This window comes from Pseudomonas sp. NPDC087336 (assembly GCF_044744285.1).
Taxonomy (GTDB): domain Bacteria; phylum Pseudomonadota; class Gammaproteobacteria; order Pseudomonadales; family Pseudomonadaceae; genus Aquipseudomonas.
This window is the reverse complement of record NZ_JBIUYA010000022.1, coordinates 36,721-60,167: the sequence shown is the minus strand read 5'-3', so window position 1 is coordinate 60,167 and position 23,447 is coordinate 36,721. Positions and strand designations below refer to the sequence as shown.

Here is a 23,447-nt window from a genome sequence, read left to right as displayed (position 1 = left end):
TCTTCACCTTCAGCAACGTCTACTGACGAGGCCATTATGACCAGCCGCCTGAACCCCGAAGACCAAAAGCATGTCGAAGCCTATCTGCAACTGTCCCAACATCGAGTCGAGCGCCGGCCTTTCCGGCCGTGGATGCTCCTGGTGCTGGTATTGGCAGTGACCATTGGTCTGGGCCTGCTGAGCCGACTTATCAGTTACCTGACGCTATGAGCTGCCTGGCGCTCGCTTGGGTAACCACACCGATTTTCTTTAGCCTTGTGAGTTATCCCCATGTCCCATCGTATTGTAATTGTCGGCGGCGGCGCCGGCGGTCTGGAGCTGGCTACCCGTCTGGGTAAGACTCTGGGCAAGCGCGGCACGGCCAGCGTGATGCTGGTCGACGCGAACCTGACCCACATCTGGAAACCGCTGTTACACGAAGTCGCGGCCGGGTCGCTGAACTCGTCCGAAGACGAACTCAACTATGTGGCCCAGGCAAAATGGAACCACTTCCAATTCCAGCTGGGGCGCATGAGCGGGCTTGATCGCGCCAATAAAAAAATCCAGCTGGCCGCTACCTACGATGAAGCCGGACTGGAACTGGTGCCCGCCCGGGAAGTGCCTTACGACTCGCTGGTGATCTCCGTGGGCAGCACCACCAACGATTTCGGCACCCTGGGCGCGGCGCAGCATTGCCTGTTCCTGGATACCCGCAAACAGGCCGAGCGCTTTCATCAACAATTGCTCAACCACTACCTGCGCGCCCACGCGGGGCAGACCGACAAGGTCGAGCAGATCAGCGTCGCCATCGTCGGTGCGGGTGCCACCGGGGTCGAACTGGCCGCCGAACTGCATAACGCCGCCCATGAACTGGCGGCGTATGGCCTGGATCGGATCAAACCGGAAAACATGCACATCACCCTGATCGAAGCCGGACCTCGCGTGCTGCCGGCCCTGCCGGAGCGGATCGGCGGGCCGGTACACAAGACCCTGGAAAAACTCGGGGTCAACGTCATGACCAACGCCGCCGTCAGCGAGGTGACGACCGACAGCCTGATCACCGCGGACGGCAAGGTGATCAATGCCAGCCTGAAAGTCTGGGCCGCCGGGATCCGTGCGCCAGGGTTCCTCAAGGACATCGATGGCCTGGAAACCAATCGCATCAATCAACTGCAGGTGCTGCCGACCCTGCAAACCACCCGTGACGAGAACATCTTCGCCTTCGGTGACTGTGCGGCTTGCCCGCAACCGGGCACTGATCGCAATGTGCCGCCGCGCGCCCAGGCAGCGCATCAGCAAGCTTCGTTGCTGGCCAAATCGCTGAAATTGCGAATCGAAGGCAAGCCTCTGCCTACGTACAAGTACACCGACTACGGGTCGCTGATCTCGCTGTCGCGTTTTTCGGCTGTGGGTAACCTGATGGGTAACCTGACCGGTAGCGTCATGCTGGAAGGCTGGCTGGCGCGGATGTTCTACGTGTCGCTGTACCGCATGCACCAGATGGCGCTGTACGGGCCGTTCCGCACGGCGATGCTGATGCTGGGCAGCAAGATTGGACGCGGGACCGAGCCGCGCCTGAAGCTGCACTAAGCTCTTTAGCGCCTTCCAGGGCCTCTTCGCTGGCAAGCCAGCTCCTACGGACCGCATCGGACTTGTAGGAGCTGGCTTGCCAGCGAATGCTTCACCGCTGTCCCTGAAATCTGGACAAAAAAAATCCCCGTATCTTTCGATACGAGGATTTTTAGTATGGTCGGGGTAAGGGGATTCGAACTCCTGACATCCTGCTCCCAAAGCAGGCGCGCTACCGGACTGCGCTATACCCCGGTAAAAAAAAGGCACCTTTGAAAGGCGCCTTCTGCGAACAGAGCTTTTGGCGTCTGATCTTAAGATTCGATTCCAGCGTTAACTGGTTTCAAAAATGGTGGGTCGTGTGGGATTCGAACCTACGACCAATTGGTTAAAAGCCAACTGCTCTACCAACTGAGCTAACGACCCAAAAATGGTCGGGGTAAGGGGATTCGAACTCCTGACATCCTGCTCCCAAAGCAGGCGCGCTACCGGACTGCGCTATACCCCGGTTTGAAATTGGCTCCGTGACCAGGACTCGAACCTGGGACCCAATGATTAACAGTCATTTGCTCTACCGACTGAGCTATCACGGAACTACACATTTCAATTTACAACTTTGTAGCTTTACTGCGTTCTCTTCGACCCGTTCGCATCGCTGCGTTCGTGTGTCTGAGGCGCGCTATTCTACAATCTTCAGCACCTCTGTCAACCCCCTAATTTGCATTCAAGTTAATGATTTGCAACTTATTTTAGATTCCTGCTTGGGAGCAGAAACCCTGGCGGGTGACTTACTGCGGGGCGCACTTTACAAGCCTTTTCCTTAGAGTTCAACAGCCTGAATGAAAAAAAGGCCTCGCAATGCGAGGCCTTTTCGATTTTGCTGCCGTTATGGATCAGACGAAGACGATTTCGTCGTTCTCCACCACGCCATGGGCCGTATCGCCCGGCATGAATCGACCGGACAGGATCAACTGTGCCAGCGGGTTCTCGATCCAGCGCTGGATCGCTCGTTTGAGCGGCCGTGCGCCGTACACCGGGTCGTAACCGACCGCGATCAGCTTGTCCATGGCCTCCGGGCTCAGTTCCAACTTCAGCTCCCGTTCGGTCAGGCGACTGCGTAGGCGACCCAACTGGATCTCGGTGATGCCAGCGATCTGATCCCGCGCCAATGGCTCGAAGATCACCACTTCATCGACCCGGTTGATGAACTCCGGCCGGAAGTGGCTGGAAATCGCATCCATCACCGCTGCGCGCTGTCCCTCACGATCCCCCACCAGCTCCTGGATCTGCACCGAGCCCAGGTTGGAAGTCATGACAATCACGGTGTTCTTGAAGTCCACCGTGCGGCCATGGCTGTCGGTCAGGCGACCATCTTCCAGCACCTGGAGCAAAACGTTGAACACATCCGGGTGCGCCTTCTCGACTTCGTCCATGAGGATCACCGAGTAAGGCTTGCGGCGCACCGCCTCGGTCAGGTAACCGCCCTCTTCATAACCAACGTAGCCCGGTGGCGCACCGATCAGGCGAGCCACGGAATGTTTCTCCATGAACTCGGACATGTCGATCCGCACCATCGCCTCTTCGGTATCGAAGAGGAATTCGGCCAGCGCCTTGCACAGCTCGGTTTTACCGACACCGGTCGGGCCGAGGAACATGAACGAGCCGCTTGGCCGGTTCGGGTCGGACAACCCGGCGCGGGAGCGCCGTACCGCGTTGGAAACCGCCACGACCGCTTCATCCTGGCCGATCACACGCTGGTGCAACAGGCTTTCCATCTTCATCAGCTTTTCGCGCTCGCCCTCGAGCATTTTCGACACAGGAATGCCGGTCCATTTCGACACGACTTCAGCGATTTCCTCTTCGGTCACCTTGCTGCGCAGCAGCTGGTTCTCGGGTTTGCCATGCTGGTCGACCATTTGCAGACTGCGTTCCAGGTCCGGGATCACCCCATACTGCAATTCGGCCATGCGGTTCAGGTCGCCTTTGCGGCGGGCCGCTTCCAGCTCCTGACGTGACTGTTCGATCTTCTGCTGGATCTGCGCCGAACCCTGCACCTCGGCTTTTTCCGAGTTCCAGATTTCTTCGAGATCCGAGTACTCACGCTCGTGACGGGCAATTTCTTCCTGGAGTTTTTCCAGGCGTTTTTTCGCCGCATCGTCGCTTTCTTTCTTCAGCGCCTGGGATTCCACCTTCAGCTGAATCAAACGGCGCTCCAGACGGTCCAGCACCTCCGGCTTGGAGTCGATCTCCATGCGGATGCGGCTGGCGGCCTCGTCGATCAGGTCGATGGCCTTGTCCGGCAATTGCCGGTCAGTGATGTAGCGATGGCTGAGCTTGGCCGCCGCAATGATCGCGCCATCGGTGATCGCCACCTTGTGGTGAACCTCGTAGCGCTCTTTCAAGCCACGCAGGATGGCGATGGTGTCTTCTTCGCTCGGCTCGTCCACCAGCACTTTCTGGAAACGTCGCTCCAGGGCGGCGTCCTTCTCGATGTATTGGCGGTACTCGTTGAGCGTGGTCGCACCGACGCAATGCAACTCACCGCGCGCCAGGGCCGGCTTGAGCATATTGCCTGCATCCATCGAGCCCTCGCCTTTACCGGCGCCGACCATGGTGTGCAGCTCGTCGATGAACAGAATGATCTGCCCTTCCTGCTTCGACAGCTCATTGAGCAGGGCTTTGAGGCGCTCCTCGAACTCACCGCGATACTTGGCACCGGCAATCAATGCCCCCATGTCCAGGGACAGCAGGCGCTTGCCCTTGAGACCATCAGGCACTTCGCCATTGATGATGCGCTGGGCCAGGCCTTCGGCGATGGCGGTTTTACCGACGCCAGGCTCACCGATCAGCACCGGGTTGTTCTTGGTGCGACGTTGCAGCACCTGGATGGTCCGGCGAATTTCATCGTCACGGCCAATCACCGGATCGAGCTTGCCCTCTTCGGCACGCTTGGTCAGGTCGACGGTGTATTTATCCAACGCCTGGCGCGCTTCCTCGTGGTTGGGGTCATTGACCGCCTCGCCACCACGCAGGTTGTTGATCGCATTTTCCAGGGCTTTCTTGCTCACGCCCTGGCCGAGCAACAGCTTGCCGAGCTTGCTGTTCTCGTCCATGGCGGCGAGCAGCACCAGTTCGCTGGAAATGAACTGGTCGCCCTTCTGCTGGGCCAGGCGATCGGCCTGGTTGAGCAGGCGCGCCAGATCCTGCGACATGTTCACGTCGCCGGTCGGGTTCTGGATTTTCGGTAGCTGGTCGAGCTCTTTGGTCAGCTCTTTACGCAAGCTGTTGACATCGAAGCCCACCTGCATCAGCAGGGGCTTGATCGAGCCGCCCTGTTGCTCGAGCAGGGCTTGCATCAAATGCGCCGGTTCAATGGCCGGATGATCGAGACCGACAGCCAGGGATTGGGCGTCGGACAAGGCTAACTGCAATTTGCTGGTTAAACGGTCTATACGCATGGGTCACCTTCCTTTTGAGCAGGTCGGACCTATAAAACATCCTGAATGAAGAAACCTGCCAGATACCACAATAGATGCGGTCGATTCTGGGAGTTTCAAGCGTTGTGATGTTGATGCAGATCAGAGAAGTCTAGCGTTCGAGCCAGATCAGGGAGGCAAAGCGGCCGGTGCGCGACGCACGGCGATAAGAAAAGAAGCGCGGATCGGTCACGGTGCAAAAACCGCCACCATAGACGGCCGTTACACCGCGTACCGCCAGACGCAAACGCGCCAGCGTATAGATGTCGGCCATGAACTTGCCGGGGTTTTGGCTTGGCACGAATGCCCGGGCGGCTTCGGGCAATTGCTCAACGAAGGTTTCGCGCACTTCCGGGCCGACTTCAAACGCCTGCGGGCCAATGGCCGGGCCGAGCCAGACCAGGACCTCGGCAGGCGCAACAGCCAGACTGTCGAGCGTGGCTTCCAGCACACCGGCCGCCAGCCCGCGCCAACCGGCATGGGCTGCGGCAACGCGGGTACCGGCACGGTCGCAAAACAGCGCAGGTAGGCAGTCGGCAGTCATCGCCGCACAGGCAATGCCCGGCGTTGAAGTCCAACTGGCGTCGGCAGTCATCACCCGGCTCGGGTCCGCATGGGCCACGACAATGCCGTGAACCTGCTGCAACCAGGCCGGTTGAATGGAGAAGTGATCGGTCAGGCGACGGCGATTTTCGGCGACAGCTTCGGGGCTGTCGTCGACGTGATCGCCAAGATTGAGGCTGTCGAACGGCGCCAGACTGACGCCGCCCGCACGGGTGGTGACGCAGGCTTTGACCCCGGCCGGCGCGGGCCAGTCAGGAATCAGCCAGTCACTCATCCGACAAACGCCTCGCGGTCTTGCTTGAGCAGGGTCAGCAACCAGACGAAATCTTCCGGCAACGGCGACTCCCAGCTCATTCGCACACCGGTCGTCGGGTGATCCAGCTCCAGGAACCGCGCATGCAGCGCCTGACGCGGGAAGTTCTTCAGCGACTCGACCATGGTCGGGTTGGCTGCCGGCGGAATCCGGAAGCGACCGCCATAGGCCGGGTCTCCGACCAACGGGAAATTGATGTGCGCCATGTGCACGCGAATCTGGTGTGTACGACCGGTTTCCAGCTTCACCCGCACGTGGGTGTGGGAACGGAAACGCTCGAGCACGCGGTAATGGCTGACGGCCTGCTTGCCACCTTCCATCACGGCCATGCGCTGGCGTTGCTGGCCATGGCGACCGATGGGCGCGTTGATCTTGCCGCCTGCCGTCACCACGCCGATCACGATGCACTCGTAGATCCGGCTGACGCTGCGGCTCTGCAATTGTGTCACCAGCTGCGTCTGCGCCTGGATGGTCTTGGCCACCACCATCAGACCGGTAGTGTCCTTGTCCAGGCGATGCACGATCCCGGCGCGGGGCACATTGATGATGTCCGGCACGTGGTGCAGCAAGGCGTTGAGCAAGGTGCCATCAGCGTGGCCGGCAGCCGGGTGCACCACCAGGCCCGCAGGCTTGTTGATCACCAGGATGTCGTCGTCTTCGTAGACGATGTCCAGGGCGATGTCTTGAGCGACCCATTCGCCCTGAGCTTCCTGCTCGGCAGTGAGTTCAAGAATGGCGCCACCGTGAACGATGTCTCGCGGGCGGACAACCGCCCCATCCACAGTCAGGCGGCCGTCTTTGATCCAGGCGGAAAGGCGCGAGCGCGAGTGCTCAGCGAATAGTTGTGCGGCGACTTGATCGAGGCGTTGGCCGCCCAATTCGGACGGCACCTCTGCGCGAAGTTCAATTTTATCGGACATGCTCGGACTGGGCGTCGGCACAGCCTTTGGTTTCGGCTGCGCGCTTGTGGTTAAATACGGCGTCTTTTGCCCCGAGGCTATTCACCGGGGCGCTCATCATAACAGGACGGCCTCGCCCAAGACAGCGGCCGTCATAGGGACGCAAGCCGCCATGCAAGTGAAACACCTGCTGCTGATCGCCATCCTCGCATTGACCGCTGCTTGCTCTTCGAAGGAAGTCGTAGACGAAAACCTGAGCGAAGTCGAGTTGTACCAACAGGCTCAAGCCGATCTGGACAATAATAGCTACACCAGCGCCACTGCCAAGCTGAAGGCTCTGGAATCGCGCTATCCGTTCGGCCGCTATGCCGATCAGGCTCAACTTGAGCTGATCTACGCCAACTACAAGAACGCCGAACCGGAAGCTGCCAAGGCCGCTGCCGAGCGCTTCATTCGCCTGCATCCACAGCACCCGAACGTCGATTACGCCTACTACCTCAAGGGCCTGACTTCTTTCGACCAGGACGTTGGCCTGCTCTCGCGCTTCCTGCCGCTGGACATGACCAAGCGTGACCCGGGCGCCGCCCGCGACTCCTACAACGAGTTCGCCCAGCTGACCAGCCGCTTCCCCAACAGCCGGTATTCGCCGGATGCCAAGCAGCGCATGATTTACCTGCGCAACCTGCTGGCAGCCTACGAAATCCACGTGGCCGACTACTACCTGACCCGTCAGGCCTACGTGGCCGCCGCGAACCGTGGCCGTTACGTGGTGGAAAACTTCCAGGAAACCCCTGCGGTCGGCGACGGCCTGGCGGTGATGACCGAGGCCTACCAGCGCCTGCACCTGGACGACCTGGCGGCCACCAGCCTCGAAACCCTGAAGCTCAACTACCCGAACCACCCAAGCCTGGTGGACGGTCAGTTCGTGCCATCGGTTGCCGAAGCCGACAACCGTTCGTGGCTGAGCAAGGCCACCCTGGGCCTGATCGAATCCCGTCCGCCGCTGCCACCGGGAGAAACCCGCGCCAACCAGGACGTGCAGAAGCAATTCCAGGACGCGAAAGACGCGATTCCGAACGAGCTCAAGCCTAAAGACAGCAACGGCGATGTGATCGAAGAAGAGGAACACGAAGCGCAAGGCAACAATGAAGACCGCTCGTGGTTCAGCTACATGACCTTCGGCGTGTTCGACTGATACGACCGGCGGCACAGAAAGGGAGACTCTCGAGTCTCCCTTTTTTATTGCGCCGTTTTTATGCGGCGCGAATACGCTGTGCGGCCGTCATGTCCTTGGCTAAACTGGCGATTCATCCGTCATAAAGCAGCTCATCATGCTTCGTTTATTATTCTGGGTCGCAGTGATTGCCGCCGCTGTGTGGTTCTGGCGCAAGTACAAGGGCAAGGCTTCTGCACCCAAGTCCTCCGCCGAACTGGAAGCCGCGCCCATGGTCCGCTGTGCCCACTGCGGCGTGCACCTGCCCCGCGACCGCGCACTGAACCTCCAACAACAGTGGTATTGCAGCCAGGCTCACCTCGAGCAAGGCCCCGGCAAAAGTGATCGCTGAGACGTCCAGTCCCGGCGAAAAACAGACCCAGCGACTGCTGCGTCTCTATCACCTCTACCGCTTAAGCATCGGCATCACCCTGGTACTGCTGATTTTCAGCAACCTGGACAACCGGTTGCTGACGTCCGCCAATGACGACCTGCTGCGCGGCGGCAGCGGGTTGTACCTTGTGCTGAACATCCTGCTGGTGGTCTTCTTCGGGAACACCCGCCGCCCGGCGCAGCTGTTCAGCCTGGCGCTGGTCGATGTCCTGTTGCTTTGCGGATTGTTCTACGCCGGCGGCGGTGTGGCCAGCGCCATTGGCAACTTGCTGATCGTCTCGGTGGCCATCAGCAATACCTTGTTGCGAAAACCCATCGGCCTGTTGATTGCCGCCATCGGCGCACTGGGCATCCTGGGTTCGAGTTTCCCGCTAAATGTCAGCCATCAGGCCAGTCCCAACGATTATTTGCAGGTCGGTACCCTTGGCGTCCTGTGTTTTGCCGCCGCGCTGCTGGTTCAGGTCCTGATGCGACGACTGGAGGTCAGCGAAACCCTGGCGGAACAGAAGGCCAGCGAAGTCGTCGGCCTGGAAGCCCTCAACGCACTGATCCTGCAACGCATGCGCACAGGCATCCTGGTGCTTGACGACCAATGGCGCGTGCAACTGGCCAACCATAGCGCCTTGACCCTGCTGGGCTGCGAGCGCCTCGAAGGACGGCGGATCAACGAACATGCCCCTTCCCTGGTCGAGCGACTGCAACTGTGGGTCAACAACCCGACACTGCGCCCGCAAAGCCTGAAGATCGCCGGCAGCGGCCTTGAACTGCAGCCGAGCTTCATTGCCCTGGATCCCGGCCCGCATCACCAGACCCTGATCTTTCTCGAAGACCTCGCACAAATCACTCAACAGGCTCAACAACTGAAGCTCGCCGCCCTGGGTCGCCTGAGCGCCGGGATCGCCCATGAAATCCGCAACCCGCTGGGCGCCATCAGTCACGCCGCGCAGCTATTGCGAGAATCGGAGGAACTGAATGCCGCGGATCGACGTCTGACGCAGATTATTCAAGACCACTCTCAGCGCATGAATCGGGTTATCGAAAACGTCCTGCAACTGTCCCGCCGCCCGCCAACCACGGCCCAACGACTCGATCTGAGGCCCTGGCTGGAACAGTTCGTGACGGCAACCCGCGAACAGGCGAGCGAGCAGCAGAAGATCCACCTACGCATTGCTCCCGGTGACTTCAAGACCTTGATGGACCCGAACCAGCTGGAGCAGATTCTCGACAATCTGATACGCAATGCATGGCGCCATAGCGCCCTGGACCACGACCAGGCGCAGGTCTGGCTTGAGTTGTTCACCGATCCGGACAGCCAGTTGCCGGTCCTCGAAATCCTCGACGACGGCCCTGGCGTGGCCCCGGACCATCAAGCGCAATTGTTCGAGCCCTTCTTCACCACCAGCCACCTGGGCACTGGCCTGGGGCTTTACCTGTCCCGTGAGCTGTGCGAGAGCAACCAGGCCCGCCTGGACTTCAAGCCACGCCAAGGCGGCTGCTTTCGCATCACCTTTGCCCACGGACACAAACAAGGTTGAACATGAGCCCACGGCAAAAAGTCCTGATCGTCGACGACGAACCGGATATCCGCGAACTCCTGGAAATCACCCTGGGGCGGATGAAACTCGACACCTGCAGCGCCCGTAACGTTGGCGAGGCCCTGGCCCTGCTCCAGCGCGACCCGTTCGACCTGTGCCTGACCGACATGCGCTTGCCGGACGGCAGCGGCCTTGAGCTGGTGCAACACATCCAGCAACGCTATCCACAAGTGCCAGTGGCCATGATCACGGCCTATGGCAACCTCGACACGGCGATCAATGCGCTGAAGGCCGGTGCGTTTGACTTCCTGACCAAACCGGTGGACCTCACCCGCCTGCGGGAACTGGTGACCAGTGCCTTGCTGCTGCCCGCCCCTGGCTCCGCTATCGATCGCCGCTTGCTGGGCGATTCGCCGCCCATGCGCGATCTGCGCAAGCAGATCGACAAACTGGCCCGCAGCCAGGCACCGGTGTACATCAGTGGCGAATCCGGCAGTGGCAAAGAACTGGTCGCCCGCCTGATTCATGAACGCGGACCACGGGCCAGCCAGCCCTTTGTCCCGGTCAATTGCGGCGCGATTCCGACGGAGCTGATGGAAAGCGAGTTTTTCGGCCATCGAAAAGGCAGCTTCAGCGGCGCCATCGAAGATAAACCCGGATTGTTCCAAGCGGCCCACGGCGGCACCCTGTTTCTCGACGAAGTGGCAGATCTGCCCCTGCCTGTGCAAGTCAAACTGCTGCGGGCGATCCAGGAGAAAGCTGTACGCAGCGTCGGCGAGCAACAAGAGAGGGTGGTCGATGTGCGCATACTCTGCGCCACCCATAAAGACCTTGGCGCCGAAGTCGCTGCCGAACGTTTTCGCCAGGATCTGTATTACCGCCTGAACGTGATCGAGCTACGGGTTCCACCTTTACGTGAACGCCGTGACGACATCGAACCGCTGGCCAGCCACGTGCTCAAGCGCCTGGCTGCAGACACTGGACAGCCCGCGACAAAGCTCCACCCCAATGCCCTCGACGCCCTGAAAAGCTATCGTTTCCCGGGCAATGTGCGAGAGCTGGAGAACATGCTCGAACGGGCTCATACCTTATGTGAGAACAAGCAGATCGAGGCCAGCGACCTGCGCCTGGCCGAGGGTAACTGTGCCGCCGAAGGGGGCGTGCCGGACCTCACGCAGATCGATAACCTGGAGGCGTACCTGGAAACCGTTGAACGCCAACTGCTTCTCCAGGCACTGGAAGAGACCCGCTGGAACCGCACGGCGGCGGCTCAGCGGTTGAATCTGTCGTTCAGGTCGATGCGCTACAGACTGAAGAAATTAGGCCTGGATTGAGGACCCCTTCGCGGGCAAGTCGGATTGCGTCGCACCCTCTGTAGGAGCGTGGCTTGCCCGCGAAAGCGATCTGACAGTCACCGAAAAATGCCGTAACTACATCCGCCCGGCCGGCGCATAGGGTGCTGGATCAATGATCGGCGCCCTGCCCAACATCACATCGGCGAACAACTGACACGACGCCGGCGCCAGTACCAAGCCGTTGCGGTAGTGCCCGCAATTGAGCCACAGACCGTCAAACCCCGGCACCCGGCCAATGTAGGGAATACCCTCCGGCGAACCTGGCCGCAACCCGGCCCAATGCCCCACCACCTCAGCGTCGGCCAACGCCGGAATCAACTCCACAGCCGAAGCCTTGAGGCTTTCGAGGGCCGATTCGGTCGGCGTCTTGTCGTAGCCCTCATGCTCCAGGGTACTGCCAATCAGGATGTGCCCATCGCGCCGCGGTATCGCATAACGCCCTTTAGCCAGCACCATGCTCGGCAGGAAATCCGCCGCGCACTTGTAGAGGATCATCTGCCCTTTCACCGGTTCGACCGGCAACTCAAGGCCCAGGCTCCTGAGTAAATCGCCGCTCCAGGCGCCAGCGGTCAGGACCACTTGATCACCATGGATCGCCCCTTTGGAGGTCTGCACACCGACTACTTTTTCGTCTTGCCGAATAAACCCGCTGACTTCGCATTGCTCATGAATAGTCACGTTCCCCAGCGCCTGCAATGCCGCCTTGAGCGACTTCACCAGCCGCGGGTTGCGCACGTTGGCCACGTCGGCCATGTAGATCGCTCGGGAAAAAACGCTACCGAGCACCGGCACCGCATCGTGGGCCGCCGAGATATCCACAGCCCGTAGCGGACGACCCTCGCGCGCGGCCCAGGCCAGCGCCTCGGCCTCATCGTCCAGGTCCAGCCAGTACAGGCCTGTGGTATGCACCTCGGGATCGATCCCGGTAGCAGCGAACAAGCGCTCGCCCAGCTGTGGATAAAAATCCTGGGACCAATGCGCCAGCGCGGTAACAGCGGGGCTGTAGCGCCATGGATAGAGCGGGGAAACGATGCCGCCGCCCGCCCAGGACGACTCCTGGCCGACGTTCGATCGATCCAGCAGCACCACACTCTGCACCTGGGACGCGAGATTGAATGCCGTCAGCAGGCCGATTACCCCACCACCGACGATCACCACTTGCTGTTGCCTGGTCATGTTCAGATCCAACCGTTAATTAGACAGAGGCGCAAAGGACGCCCGTAATGGAAACTCAGCGACCCCAGCAATCCTTGGTGGTCAGGCCGGCCGTGGCATTGACCATCGCGCGCCCCCCCGTATTGGTGATGGTGAAATCACCGCACTTGTCATTGGCCATGCTGGTGCCAGGCTTGCGCACCGCCGTCAGCAAGAAGGTCTGGTCGGTCAGAGTCGGCGTGATGGTGTAGTAGTCATTTCCGGCGCTGAGACCCGGGACACCGCTATAGACGTTTTTCTGTGAATAGAAACGCTCAAGGATCTGCGCCTGCTCGGTAAGCAAACCGGTCACTTCGGTGCGGCGCCCCTTATTAAGATATTCGGTGAAGCTCGGCATAGCGATGGTCATGACAATCCCGATGATCGCAATCACGATCATTATTTCGATCAGGGTAAAACCGCGGTTGGATCTGTGCATGCCTCAACTCTCGCTTACTGTATTTGTCGCCACATGATGCGACGGCTGCCGCCGCCGGATTTTTCCACCAGCGTGGAGATACCGCCACTGGAATCGTTCACGATCTTGCGCGTCGCGCCATTGACGATGGCGTTCAAAGTCGGAATGCCGCCGGTAAAGACCACGCCGCTGGACAGCGTGTCGGTGCTGTCGACCACTGCGTCGCCGTTGGTGTCGAGCACCGCGTAATTGAGCATCTTACCGCTGAACGCATCAAGTTCGACCAGTTTGCCGGTACCAAAGCTGGCGCACGGGTCCGTGGTATCCACGCTGGCTGTGGTGAAGACGATCCGTCCAAGCACCAGGCTGGCCTGGTTGATCACCCGCTCACCGGTCAGCGCGCTGTTGTACAGCAATGGCAAGTACCAGCCTTTTTGCGCCGGGTAGGTCACCTCGTTCTGGCTGGTGGTGATCAACTGCCCCGAACTTCCCGAAAGCACCCCGGTCACCGCCTGAGCCCGCAGACTGGAGGTGGTGATCTGCCCGGAGCCGCCGTTCGCGTCCCACACCGCGTAGAACGCCTGCAGGTCCTTGTTGGCCTGGTCTGCCGTCTCGTTGAGTTTTCCAGTGCCGAAAAACACCATCTTGCCACCCAGGGCATTGTCCGCCAGCAATGGCTGCGCGGTGATTGGCTGGGTAGCGCCACCGGCTGTGGTAAACAACGGCTTGCCGGCAAACGCCAGGCCCCAGGCGTCCGGGGAGGTGCCACTCAGGTCAAACTTCCAGAGCCGTCCCTTGAGATCGCCGCCATAGGCCGCCTGCACCACATTCTGCGAGTTCACCTTGAGTTTCACCGAAGACAAGCCGTTAGTGGTTTCGCGGCTGTCGATCACGACCTTCCTGATCAGGCTGCCGTCACGAATGTCCACCACGTACAACGCCGCCACCCCGGAGTGACTGCCATAACCGTTGGCAATGAACGCCGCCCACCGTCCATCCGCCAAGCGTGCCACCTCCGGTCGGGCGTAGGCATAACCCAAGTCATTGAAAGCGTTCGCCGCATTGGCAATGGCTGGCGCGCTGATCTCCCACAAGGCCTTGGTGGTATTCCCCGCCGATGCGTCGAACAGCTGCAGCGCATAGAAGGTTCGCCCGCCCGCCCCCGTTCCGCCGAGTGCGAGGGTTTTCCAGGCAGTGTTGAGCTGAGCATCGAACACGCCCACCTGCCCATCCACCAGAAACTTGTGGCTGATGCCGTTGATGTAGGCGCTATCGGCGATGTAACGCAAAGACGGCAGCACGCTGGAGGGCATGTAGGCGTAGCGCCTGGCACCGTTACCGGTATTGATGACGCTGACGAAACCATCGTTGGCGTTGACCACCAGACTGGCACTCATGCTAACCGCCTTGATCGCCAGGTAAGCGCTGTAGCTGGTGTCCCCCGACAAGTCCGATGCGGTTTGATCCGAAGGTGCCGCCAGGACCAGCGGTGAATTGACGATATCGCCCAGCAACACACTGCGCGCCTTCAGGCCGGCCTTGTGGGTGCCCTTGCTCCACGCCACCAGATCGCTGCCCGTGATTCCGCTGGGCAAGCCCTGGTTGAGAACGGCTTGCTGGGTCGCGGAAAAGTTGGCGAAGGCCAATGGCACGACGCTGTTGCTCTGGTTGTTCCATGATTGATAGGTCGGTGCCGTAGCGCCCGGCACGATGGTGTTATCGGTGGACCACAGCACCGACGCGGTATTGACCGCGCCACTGGCGGTGAAGCCGTAAGCCTTTATCGTGCCACGCCAGTCCTTGGGGTCGTAGCGGGTCTGGAAATAGCGGCTGGCGCTGGCGACACCACTGCCGCCGGAGCCGGCGGCGCACAACAAGGGTGTGTCCGAGGGCGTAAAGGCATCGGCGGGAGCTGCCAGGAACAAGGCGCAAAAGACCCCGCTCAACAATCTCCACAGCTGCGTGCGGCTTTCAATATTTCGCATAAATGCTCTCCACCACACTGCGTGAGCTGCCCGCAATGCCCACGGCGGTGACCCGGTACAAAGTCACCGAGGTGTTACTCGGCACGTTCACCGCGGCCAGGCTGGTGCCAATGTTCTGCACGCCATAGAAGCCGGCGCCCGACGCGATCCAGGTCACCCCCGAGGTGGAGTTGAACCCGGCCGCCTTGAGAGTCGTCGATTCGGCAGGCGGTGCGCACCGGAAAGTGCCGCTGCACACCGGCAACGAATAACTGTCGAGCTGCACCGCGCTTTCGCCTACGCGCAACACCGCTTCGGCAGCCTGGAATGACTGGTTGCGCAAGCTCAGGCTACCGGCCATTTTTTCCTGCAGCGTGGCGTTTTGCATCGACGAGATGCCGATCAGCGTCAGCAGCAACAGGAACACCAGGCTGACCAGCAGCGCCATGCCGCGCTGGCAATCAGGGGATACACGCACCGGCCCGCCCTTCATGGCAGGCGGTTGCGCAAGGCGGCAACCACGTTGAAGGTTTGGTCGCTCACCCGGTGGTTCGGGTCGTTGAGGGTCAGGCTCAGGCGTACGCTACGGATGCGCGCCGGGTCCGACGGGTTGCTGCTGTAACTGGACACCGCCGAATCGGCAGCCGAGCTGGCGAGGCCGAAGCTCACGTCGAAGGCACTGACGTTATCCACCAGCACTTGTTCGAGCGGCTTTCCCCTGCCGACACCGAGCGTCAACTGACCGCCCTTCAAGCCGTAGATCAAGCGCCGGATGGGAAATGCCAGTTGCCCCGTGGCAGGTGTGCGCAGGTCGGAATAAGCCGTCGCGCTGCTTCGACAATCGGAAACCACCGTCCAGGCCGGGGTCCCACCATTGCTGCCGACATCCGCCGTGACCAGGATTAGCTTGAGACTGGCGTTGTCCCAACTGATCGGTTTTATCTGGCTGGCAGCGAAATCACCCTCTTTGCTGGCATCGGTGATCGTCCCCAGGCAGCCGAACATGCCGACCATGCGGATTTCCTGGATCATCTTGCTCAGTACAAAGCGCGCGTCCTCCTGCATGGCCGCGGCGGCATTCTGGCTGATGTAGGTGTTTTTTGCGGCGATGAACACCTGCACCACACCCAGTACCACCACCAGGCTCAACGCCAGGGCAATCAGCAACTCGATCAGGCCGAACCCGCGATTGGAGCGGCTCATGGAGTGGTCACCGGGTCGGCGGTCGCGCGGCTTGTGAGGACGAAACTGCGCCTTGAGTTCGCGCTGTTGGCGGCCCGCGAGTCATCCCAATTAATGGTGATGGTGTACACCCGCTGGTTCAGGGAGATGGTGCCGGTCGCAGTGACACCACCGAAATTGACGATGTTATGGGTGAAATCGTAGAGATCCTGGTCCCGGGCGACATTGAGATTGCCCGAGGTCGGCGGTGTCACGGTGTAATCGGCGGCGGCATTGGCGCGAATGCGGTCCAGCATGTCGTAGGCGATAAAACTGGCCTGGCTGGTCATGCGCGCACTGTCAGTGTATTTCAAGGCATTCAATTGAACGGCAGCCGCGCCCAACAGCCCCACGCCCAGAATCAGCAACGCCACCAGCACTTCGATCAGCGTCATACCCTCCTGGGCACGCTTGCTCCATGGCCTCATCCGCAATTTCCACCCAATAGAATTCGTCCGTTCAAACACACATTCAGCATCCTGCTTTGCGTTCCGAGCACATAGCTGATCACCACTGCCGTGGAGGGTGACGACAGCCCGCCCAAATTGTTGAAATCGATGGCCGACACTCCCGAGGTTAGCGTCAGAGTCGCACCGCTGCTGATCGGTGGAACAACCCGCAATACATTCGCCGGGGTGCCCGTACCGTCATAGACCGACAACTCCCCTGTCCATGCGCCCCCACCCGCCGTGGGTCGTACCCGAATGGTCACGCCGCGATCGATGGCTTCGAGTCGGGCGAAGTTGAGGCCACGTTGCAGGTCCCTTATCTCGGTGTCGGCCTTGGTGCCTTGCGACGAACGGATAAACGCCGGGACCACCAGTGTGATCAGGACCAGGAAAATCGCCAACGCAACCAACAACTCGATCAACGTGAAACCTTTTGTACGATGATCCATCGTTGCTCTCTGCTGCCGTCGGCTATACCTGCTCCACGCGCTAGAACATTCCAGGGAGGAAAATCTCATGCGTGAGCAAGGTTTCAGTCTGATTGAATTGCTTATGGGACTCGCGATTCTCGGGATTGTTCTGCAATTGGTCAGTCCGGCATTCGCTGCGCTGACAGAATCGAACCATCGCGAGGAAGCGGCCAAGTCACTGGTCAGCGGTCTGCGCAGTGCAAGGAGCGAAGCGGTATCGCGCGGTCAGGTCGTCGTCGTTCACGGCATAAACGATGACTGGAGCCAGGGCTGGCGAATCATTCTGGATGTCAGCGGCAAGGGGCACGAGGACCCCGGCAATCCGCTGTTGATAGAGCGTCGCAGCGGCATTGGCGTGGCGATTTTCGGCAACCAGTATGTCAGGACTGCCGTACGATTCGGCCCAGGGGGTGAGCCGGTGTCCGGAGGTTTCCAAGCAGGGACATTGCATGTTTGCGCTGCACGCGAAGCGCAAAGCCAACACCAGGTGGTGCTGGCCTCGAACGGCCGCATCAGCCTGCGCAGTGAAAAAACCGCGCAGGCGTTATGCGCAACCTGAAGGCTCAGAGCAGCGAACGGACCCGGAGTTCTTTGGGCATGGAGAACGTGATGTTCTCTTCACGCCCGGCCAGCTCATCGGCACCGGTAGCGCCCCAGGCCTGCAATTGCTGGATCACGCCGCGCACCAGGACTTCCGGAGCGGAAGCGCCAGCGGTGATGCCAATCCGCTCGACACCATCGAACCAGCTCTTGTCCAGATCCTCGGCACCGTCGATCAGGTAGGCCGGGGTCGCCATGCGTTCTGCCAGTTCACGCAGGCGATTGGAGTTGGAGCTGTTCGGGCTACCGACCACCAACACCACATCGCATTCGTCGGCCAATTGCTTGACCGCGTCCTGGCGGTTTTGCGTGGCATAGCAGATGTCGTCCTTACGCGGGCCGCCGATGGCCGGAAAACGCGTACGCAGGGCGTCGATGACGCGACTGGTATCGTCCATGGACAAGGTCGTCTGGGTGACGAACGCTAGTTTATCCGGGTTGTTCACCTGGAGTTCGGCGACGTCCTTTTCATCTTCGACCAGATAGATCGCCCCACCGTTGCTGGCATCGTACTGACCCATGGTGCCTTCGACTTCGGGGTGACCGGCGTGACCGATGAGGATGCATTCACGACCGTCGCGGCTGTAACGGGCGACTTCGATGTGCACCTTGGTGACCAGCGGACACGTGGCGTCGAACACTTTCAGGCCACGGCCGGCAGCTTCGGTCCGTACGGCCTGGGACACGCCATGGGCGCTGAAGATCACGATCACGTCGTCCGGCACCTGGTCCAGTTCCTCGACGAAGATTGCCCCACGGTTACGCAGGTCTTCGACGACGAACTTGTTGTGGACCACTTCGTGGCGCACATAGATCGGCGGCCCGAAGACCTCAAGGGCGCGATTGACGATTTCGATCGCCCGGTCCACACCGGCGCAGAAGCCACGGGGATTGGCGAGTTTGATTTGCATGCTGTGCCTCGTGTCTTGCGCGCGAAAAAATGGATCATTGCAACTCACTGTAGGAGCTGGCTTGCCAGCGAAGAGGCCATCAGGTTCACCGCTAGCCTTCAAGGCCTCTTCGCCGGCAAGCCGGCGCCTACAGAAAAACGTTTACAGCGCTTTGACGGAAATGATTTCGACGTCAAAGGTCAGCGTCTTGCCCGCCAGCGGATGGTTGAAGTCGATGGTCACTTGCGCGTCATCGAACTCTTTGACCACACCCGGCAATTCAGTATTGGCCGCATCGTTGAAGATCACCAGCAAACCCGGCGACAGGTCCATGTCCTGGAACTGCGAGCGCGCAATGATCTGCACGTTTTGCGGGTTGGGCTGGCCGAACGCGTTTTCCGGCTCGATGCTCAGGGTACGCTTATCGCCCGCCTTGAAACCGAACAGTGCCGCTTCGAAACCTGGCAACAGGTTGCCATCACCGACCTTGAAGGTCGCCGGGGCCTTGTCGAAGGTGCTGTCCACCGTGTCGCCGTTCTCCAGGCGCAATGCGAAATGCAAGGTGACTTCCGTGTTCTGGCCGATGCGTTGCTCAGCCAATACCTGTTCAGTCATGAACGGCTTCTCCGGTCTTTTTACTTTTGAACATATCCAGTGCCAGCATTACAGCGCCTACAGTGATAGCACTGTCGGCGAAGTTGAACGCCGGGAAATACCAGCGGTTCTGCCAATGCACCAGGATGAAATCGATCACATGGCCCAAGGCTATGCGGTCATATAGATTGCCCAGCGCGCCACCCAGCACCAACGCCAATGCGATGGCCAGCCAGGTTTCGTTGCGACCAAGACGCTTCAGCCAGACCACCAGCACTGCACTGACAACTACAGCGATCAGGGCAAACAACCAGCGCTGCCAGCCAGAGCTGTCAGCCAGGAAGCTGAACGCCGCGCCGGTGTTGTAGGCCAGAGTCCAGCTGAAGTAATCGGGGATCACCACGATTTGCTGGTACATCGTCAACGAGCCTTCGAAGTAGAACTTGCTGGCCTGGTCGATGACCAGCACCAGCAAGCTCAACCAGAGCCAGCCCAGCCGTCCAAAACGGCCAACGGCATTAGGCATAGTGACGAACCTCGCCCGCGCCGCTGATGTTGTCGACGCAACGGCCACAGATTTCCGGATGCTCCGGGTTCACGCCGACGTCTTCACGGCAGTGCCAGCAACGGGCGCACTTGGCGAAGGCCGACTTGACGATTTTCAGCTTCAAGCCGCTGACTTCGGTGACTACCGCATCCGCTGGCGCCTGAACAAAAGGCGCAACGCTGGCGGTGGAGGTGATCAGGACGAAACGCAGCTCGTTGCTCAGCTTGGCCAGGTCGGCGGTCAGCGCCTCTTCGGCGAACAGCGTCACTTCGGCTTGCAGGTTGCCACCGACGGCCTTGGCCGCACGCTGGATTTCCATCTCTTTGTTGACCGCGACCTTCACTTCCATGATGCGGTCCCAGTAGGCGCGACCCAGCTCGAAGCCTTCCGGCAGTTCGGTCAGGCCTTCGTACCAGGTGTTGAGCATGACGGACTCGTTGCGCTCGCCCGGCAGGTATTGCCACAGCTCGTCGGCGGTGAACGCCAGGATCGGGGCGATCCAGCGCACCAGCGCTTCGCAGATGTGGAACAGCGCGGTCTGGCACGAACGACGGGCCTTGCTGTCGGCACCCGTGGTGTACTGGCGGTCCTTGATGATGTCGAGGTAGAAACCGCCCAGCTCCTGCACGCAGAAGTTGTGGATCTTGGAGTAGACGTTCCAGAAGCGGTATTCACCGTAGTGCTCTTGCAGCTCGCGTTGCAGCAGCAAGGTGCGGTCCACCGCCCAACGGTCCAGCGCCAGCATTTCTTCGGCCGGCAACAGGTCGGTGGCCGGGTTGAAGCCGGTCAGGTTCGAGAGCAGGAAACGCGCGGTGTTACGGATACGCCGGTAGGCGTCCGCACTGCGCTGCAGGATCTGCTCGGACACTGCCATTTCGCCGGAGTAGTCGGTAGAAGCGACCCACAGGCGCATGATATCGGCGCCCAGGGTGTCGTTGACTTTCTGCGGTGCAATGACGTTGCCCAACGACTTGGACATCTTGCGGCCGGACTCGTCAACGGTGAAACCGTGGGTCAGCAACTCGCGGTACGGCGCGTGGTTGTCGATGGCGCAACCGGTCAGCAGCGACGAGTGGAACCAGCCGCGGTGCTGGTCCGAACCTTCCAGGTACAGGTCGGCGCGTGGACCGCTTTCGTGGCCCATCGGGTGCGAACCGCGCAGGACGTGCCAGTGCGTGGTGCCCGAATCGAACCAGACGTCCAGGGTATCGCTGATCTTGTCGTACTGTGGCGCTTCATCGCCCAGCAGTTCGGCGGCGTCCAGCTTGAACCAGGCCTCGATGCCTTCGCCTTCGACGCGCTTGGCAACTTCTTCCATCAGTTCGACGGTGCGTGGGTGCAGCTCACCGCTTTCCTTGTTCAGGAAGAACGGGATCGGCACGCCCCAGTTGCGCTGGCGGGAGATGCACCAGTCAGGACGGTTGGCGATCATCGAGTGCAGGCGCGCCTGGCCCCAGGCCGGTACGAACCGGGTCTCCTCGATGGCTTTGAGCGAACGCTGGCGCAGGGTGTCGCCCGTGGTCGGCTGCTTGTCCATGCCGATGAACCACTGCGCGGTGGCGCGGTAGATCAGCGGGGTCTTGTGACGCCAGCAGTGCATGTAGCTGTGTTCGATGATAGTGGTGTGCAGCAGCGCGCCGACTTCGGTCAGCTTGTCGACGATGGCCGGGTTGGCCTTCCAGATGAACTGGCCGCCGAAGAATTCCAGCGAAGTCGCGTAGACGCCGTTGCTTTGTACCGGATTGAGGATGTCGTCATTGACCATGCCGTATTTCTTGCAGGTCACGAAGTCGTCCACGCCGTAGGCCGGGGCGGAGTGAACCACGCCGGTGCCGGCGCCCAATTCGACGTAGTCAGCCAGGTACACAGGCGACAGGCGGTCGTAGAACGGGTGACGGAAGTTAATCAGTTCCAGCGCCTTGCCCGTAGTGGTCGCGATGACCGAACCTTCCAGGCTGTAACGCGCCAGGCACGACTCGACCAGCTCTTCAGCCAGTACCAGCAATTTGTCGCCGACATCGACCAGGGCATAGTTGAACTCCGGGTGGACGTTCAGCGCCTGGTTGGCCGGAATGGTCCACGGGGTGGTGGTCCAGATCACGATCCAAGCCGGCTTGGCCAGAGATGGCAGACCGAAAGCGGCAGCCAGGCTGGCTTCGTCGGCAATCGGGAACGCCACGTCGATGGTCGAGGACTTCTTGTTCTCGTACTCGACTTCCGCTTCGGCCAGGGCCGATCCGCAGTCGAAGCACCAGTTCACCGGCTTGAGGCCCTTGAACACGAAACCGCCCTTGACGATTTCGGCCAGGGCGCGGATTTCACCGGCCTCGTTCTTGAAATCCATGGTCTTGTAGGGGTTGGCGAAGTCGCCCAACACGCCCAGACGGATGAATTCGGATTTCTGCCCTTCGATCTGCTCGGTGGCGTAGGCCCGGCACAGCTCGCGGGTCTTGTCCGCGCCCAGGTTCTTGCCGTGGGTCACTTCGACCTTGTGCTCGATCGGCAGGCCGTGGCAGTCCCAGCCCGGAACATAAGGCGCGTCGAAGCCCGACAGGGTCTTCGAACGGATGATCATGTCCTTGAGAATCTTGTTCAGTGCGTGACCGATGTGAATCGTGCCGTTGGCGTACGGAGGACCGTCGTGCAGGACGAACTTCGGACGATCCTTGCCAATCTCGCGCAACTTTCCGTACAGGCCAATGCTGTCCCAGCGCTGCAGAATCTGCGGTTCGCGCTGAGGCAGGCCGGCCTTCATTGGGAAGGCGGTGTCCGGAAGGTTTAGCGTGGCTTTATAGTCGGTCATTTAAGGCTCTTCATTAGCGATTGGCGCTAGGTGCGACAGGGCACGGGCGGCGGCGACATCCGCATTGATCGCCGTCTTAAGCGCCTCCAGAGAGGCGAAACGCTGCTCTTCACGCAGCTTTTGGTGGAAAACCACCGTCATACGCCGGTCATACAGATCGCCGGCAAAATCTAAAAGATGTACTTCGAGGTGGGCTTTGCCATCTCCCTGGACCGTGGGTCGAACGCCGATATTGGCGACGCCAGGCCAGGTCTTGCCGTCCAAATCGACGCTGACCAGATAAACCCCGGTCAGCGGTACGCGACGACGCTTGAGCTGGATGTTGGCGGTGGGCGTACCCAACTGCCGCGCCAGCTTCTGGCCATGCAACACGCGACCGGCGATCCGGTACGGGCGACCCAGCAGACGCTCTGCGAGGGCAAAGTCAGCGGCGGCCAGCGCATTACGCACCTGGGTGCTGCTGACGCGAATACCGTCGAGCTCGACGGTTTGCGCCGCTTCGACGGTGAAGCCCTGCATGACGCCGGCCTGTTGCAGGAAATCGAAATCCCCTACCCGGTCACAGCCAAAACGGAAGTCGTCGCCAACTTCAAGGTGCTGCACGCCGAGGCCGTCAACCAGGATGGTATCGACGAACTCACTGGCGCTGAGCTTGCTCAGGCGCTGGTTGAAGGCCAGGCACAGGACCCGGTCGACCCCTTCGGCAGCCAACAGCTGCAGTTTGTCACGCAGCCGGGCCAGACGGGCCGGCGCCGTGTCCGGGGCGAAGAATTCCCGTGGCTGCGGCTCGAAAATCACCACGCAGCTGGGCACGCCCAACTCAAGTGCACGCTCGCGCAGCCGCGCCAGGATAGCCTGGTGGCCACGGTGCACACCGTCAAAGTTGCCAATAGTGGCGACACAGCCCCGATGCTGGGGGCGCAGATTGTGGAGGCCTCGAACCAGCTGCATAACGCGCTTCTTGCTCATAAAGTCGTCGATTATAACCACACCCGGCGGCC

The 23,447-nt window shown here is 60.5% G+C and carries 21 protein-coding genes, 4 tRNA genes and 1 pseudogene; 7 read left to right on the top strand and 19 right to left on the bottom strand.

Annotation, left to right across the window (positions count from 1 at the left end; all coding sequences use genetic code 11):
- Nucleotides 1-36 precede the first annotated feature (36 nt).
- Complete coding sequence (locus tag ACIO0C_RS21295; RefSeq protein WP_033866070.1) at nt 37-210, top strand: DUF3094 family protein; 174 nt, start codon at nt 37-39, stop codon at nt 208-210.
- A 60-nt stretch (nt 211-270) separates the two neighbouring features.
- Complete coding sequence (locus ACIO0C_RS21290) at nt 271-1,569, top strand: NAD(P)/FAD-dependent oxidoreductase (RefSeq protein WP_180204564.1); 1,299 nt, start codon at nt 271-273, stop codon at nt 1,567-1,569.
- 157 nt (nt 1,570-1,726) lie between these two features.
- On the opposite strand, the gene ACIO0C_RS21285 is transcribed toward ACIO0C_RS21290, so the two are convergent.
- The 7 genes from ACIO0C_RS21285 to rluD all read right to left on the bottom strand — a co-directional run bounded on the left by ACIO0C_RS21285 (nt 1,727) and on the right by rluD (nt 6,821).
- Nucleotides 1,727-1,803 (bottom strand) — tRNA-Pro (locus tag ACIO0C_RS21285).
- A 95-nt stretch (nt 1,804-1,898) separates the two neighbouring features.
- Nucleotides 1,899-1,974, bottom strand: a tRNA-Lys gene (locus ACIO0C_RS21280).
- 5 nt (nt 1,975-1,979) lie between these two features.
- Nucleotides 1,980-2,056: transfer RNA gene (locus ACIO0C_RS21275), tRNA-Pro, on the bottom strand.
- Between the two features lie 9 nt (nt 2,057-2,065).
- Nucleotides 2,066-2,141 (bottom strand) — tRNA-Asn (locus tag ACIO0C_RS21270).
- A 300-nt stretch (nt 2,142-2,441) separates the two neighbouring features.
- Entirely contained in the window at nt 2,442-5,006 is a 2,565-nt protein-coding gene (gene clpB, locus ACIO0C_RS21265; RefSeq protein WP_401315015.1) for an ATP-dependent chaperone ClpB, read from the bottom strand.
- 130 nt (nt 5,007-5,136) lie between these two features.
- Entirely contained in the window at nt 5,137-5,862 is a 726-nt protein-coding gene (gene pgeF / locus ACIO0C_RS21260; RefSeq protein ID WP_401315013.1) for a peptidoglycan editing factor PgeF, read from the bottom strand.
- Nucleotides 5,859-6,821, bottom strand: coding sequence for a 23S rRNA pseudouridine(1911/1915/1917) synthase RluD (gene rluD, locus ACIO0C_RS21255; RefSeq protein WP_008058321.1), 963 nt, complete (start codon nt 6,819-6,821; stop codon nt 5,859-5,861). The genes pgeF and rluD overlap by 4 nt, the downstream gene beginning before the upstream one ends.
- A 151-nt stretch (nt 6,822-6,972) precedes the next feature.
- On the opposite strand from rluD, the gene ACIO0C_RS21250 reads away from it, so the two are divergent.
- From ACIO0C_RS21250 to ACIO0C_RS21235, 4 genes are all read left to right on the top strand, one after another.
- Nucleotides 6,973-7,995 (top strand): outer membrane protein assembly factor BamD, encoded by a 1,023-nt coding sequence (locus ACIO0C_RS21250; RefSeq protein WP_401315012.1) that lies wholly within the window; start codon nt 6,973-6,975, stop codon nt 7,993-7,995.
- Nucleotides 7,996-8,131: 136 nt separating this feature from the next.
- Entirely contained in the window at nt 8,132-8,365 is a 234-nt protein-coding gene (locus ACIO0C_RS21245) for a PP0621 family protein (RefSeq protein ID WP_401315011.1), read from the top strand.
- On the top strand, nt 8,355-9,941 hold the full coding sequence (locus tag ACIO0C_RS21240; RefSeq protein WP_401315009.1) for an ATP-binding protein: 1,587 nt from the start codon (nt 8,355-8,357) through the stop codon (nt 9,939-9,941). Before ACIO0C_RS21245 ends, ACIO0C_RS21240 begins: the two co-directional genes overlap by 11 nt.
- Before the next feature lie 2 nt (nt 9,942-9,943).
- Nucleotides 9,944-11,275, top strand: coding sequence for a sigma-54-dependent transcriptional regulator (locus ACIO0C_RS21235; protein WP_401315008.1), 1,332 nt, complete (start codon nt 9,944-9,946; stop codon nt 11,273-11,275).
- A gap of 96 nt (nt 11,276-11,371) precedes the next feature.
- Here the strand turns inward: ACIO0C_RS21235 and thiO are convergent, their stop codons facing one another.
- The 7 genes and pseudogenes from thiO to ACIO0C_RS21200 form a co-directional block, all read right to left on the bottom strand.
- Complete coding sequence (gene thiO, locus ACIO0C_RS21230; RefSeq protein WP_401315007.1) at nt 11,372-12,472, bottom strand: glycine oxidase ThiO; 1,101 nt, start codon at nt 12,470-12,472, stop codon at nt 11,372-11,374.
- A 55-nt stretch (nt 12,473-12,527) separates the two neighbouring features.
- Nucleotides 12,528-12,929: a type IV pilin protein gene (locus ACIO0C_RS21225; RefSeq protein WP_401315006.1), complete on the bottom strand. Its 402-nt coding sequence runs from the start codon at nt 12,927-12,929 to the stop codon at nt 12,528-12,530.
- A gap of 14 nt (nt 12,930-12,943) precedes the next feature.
- Nucleotides 12,944-14,776: pseudogene (locus ACIO0C_RS21220) on the bottom strand (pilus assembly protein); the annotation flags it as partial.
- Nucleotides 14,777-14,879: 103 nt separating this feature from the next.
- The gene (locus ACIO0C_RS21215) at nt 14,880-15,365 is read right to left on the bottom strand and encodes a PilX N-terminal domain-containing pilus assembly protein (RefSeq protein WP_401315004.1); all 486 of its coding nucleotides are present in this window, start codon (nt 15,363-15,365) and stop codon (nt 14,880-14,882) included.
- The gene (locus ACIO0C_RS21210; protein WP_401315002.1) at nt 15,362-16,075 is read right to left on the bottom strand and encodes a prepilin-type N-terminal cleavage/methylation domain-containing protein; all 714 of its coding nucleotides are present in this window, start codon (nt 16,073-16,075) and stop codon (nt 15,362-15,364) included. Before ACIO0C_RS21210 ends, ACIO0C_RS21215 begins: the two co-directional genes overlap by 4 nt.
- Nucleotides 16,072-16,521 carry a type IV pilus modification protein PilV gene (pilV, locus tag ACIO0C_RS21205; RefSeq protein WP_401315001.1) on the bottom strand — a complete coding sequence of 150 codons (450 nt, stop codon included), beginning with the start codon at nt 16,519-16,521 and terminating at the stop codon, nt 16,072-16,074. Before pilV ends, ACIO0C_RS21210 begins: the two co-directional genes overlap by 4 nt.
- Complete coding sequence (locus tag ACIO0C_RS21200) at nt 16,518-16,991, bottom strand: GspH/FimT family pseudopilin (RefSeq protein WP_401315000.1); 474 nt, start codon at nt 16,989-16,991, stop codon at nt 16,518-16,520. The genes pilV and ACIO0C_RS21200 overlap by 4 nt, the downstream gene beginning before the upstream one ends.
- Nucleotides 16,992-17,058: 67 nt before the next feature.
- Between ACIO0C_RS21200 and ACIO0C_RS21195 the strand changes: the two genes are divergently transcribed.
- Nucleotides 17,059-17,571 (top strand): GspH/FimT family pseudopilin, encoded by a 513-nt coding sequence (locus ACIO0C_RS21195; protein WP_401314998.1) that lies wholly within the window; start codon nt 17,059-17,061, stop codon nt 17,569-17,571.
- Nucleotides 17,572-17,575: 4 nt separating this feature from the next.
- On the opposite strand, the gene ispH is transcribed toward ACIO0C_RS21195, so the two are convergent.
- The 5 genes from ispH to ribF all read right to left on the bottom strand — a co-directional run bounded on the left by ispH (nt 17,576) and on the right by ribF (nt 23,397).
- Nucleotides 17,576-18,523 (bottom strand): 4-hydroxy-3-methylbut-2-enyl diphosphate reductase, encoded by a 948-nt coding sequence (gene ispH, locus ACIO0C_RS21190; protein WP_401314996.1) that lies wholly within the window; start codon nt 18,521-18,523, stop codon nt 17,576-17,578.
- 141 nt (nt 18,524-18,664) lie between these two features.
- Nucleotides 18,665-19,102 carry an FKBP-type peptidyl-prolyl cis-trans isomerase gene (fkpB, locus tag ACIO0C_RS21185; RefSeq protein ID WP_401315077.1) on the bottom strand — a complete coding sequence of 146 codons (438 nt, stop codon included), beginning with the start codon at nt 19,100-19,102 and terminating at the stop codon, nt 18,665-18,667.
- A gap of 7 nt (nt 19,103-19,109) precedes the next feature.
- Nucleotides 19,110-19,622: a signal peptidase II gene (gene lspA / locus ACIO0C_RS21180; RefSeq protein ID WP_401314995.1), complete on the bottom strand. Its 513-nt coding sequence runs from the start codon at nt 19,620-19,622 to the stop codon at nt 19,110-19,112.
- Nucleotides 19,615-22,446 (bottom strand): isoleucine--tRNA ligase, encoded by a 2,832-nt coding sequence (gene ileS, locus ACIO0C_RS21175; RefSeq protein WP_401314993.1) that lies wholly within the window; start codon nt 22,444-22,446, stop codon nt 19,615-19,617. The genes lspA and ileS overlap by 8 nt, the downstream gene beginning before the upstream one ends.
- The gene (ribF, locus tag ACIO0C_RS21170) at nt 22,447-23,397 is read right to left on the bottom strand and encodes a bifunctional riboflavin kinase/FAD synthetase (protein ID WP_034148228.1); all 951 of its coding nucleotides are present in this window, start codon (nt 23,395-23,397) and stop codon (nt 22,447-22,449) included.
- Between the last annotated feature and the right edge of the window lie 50 nt (nt 23,398-23,447).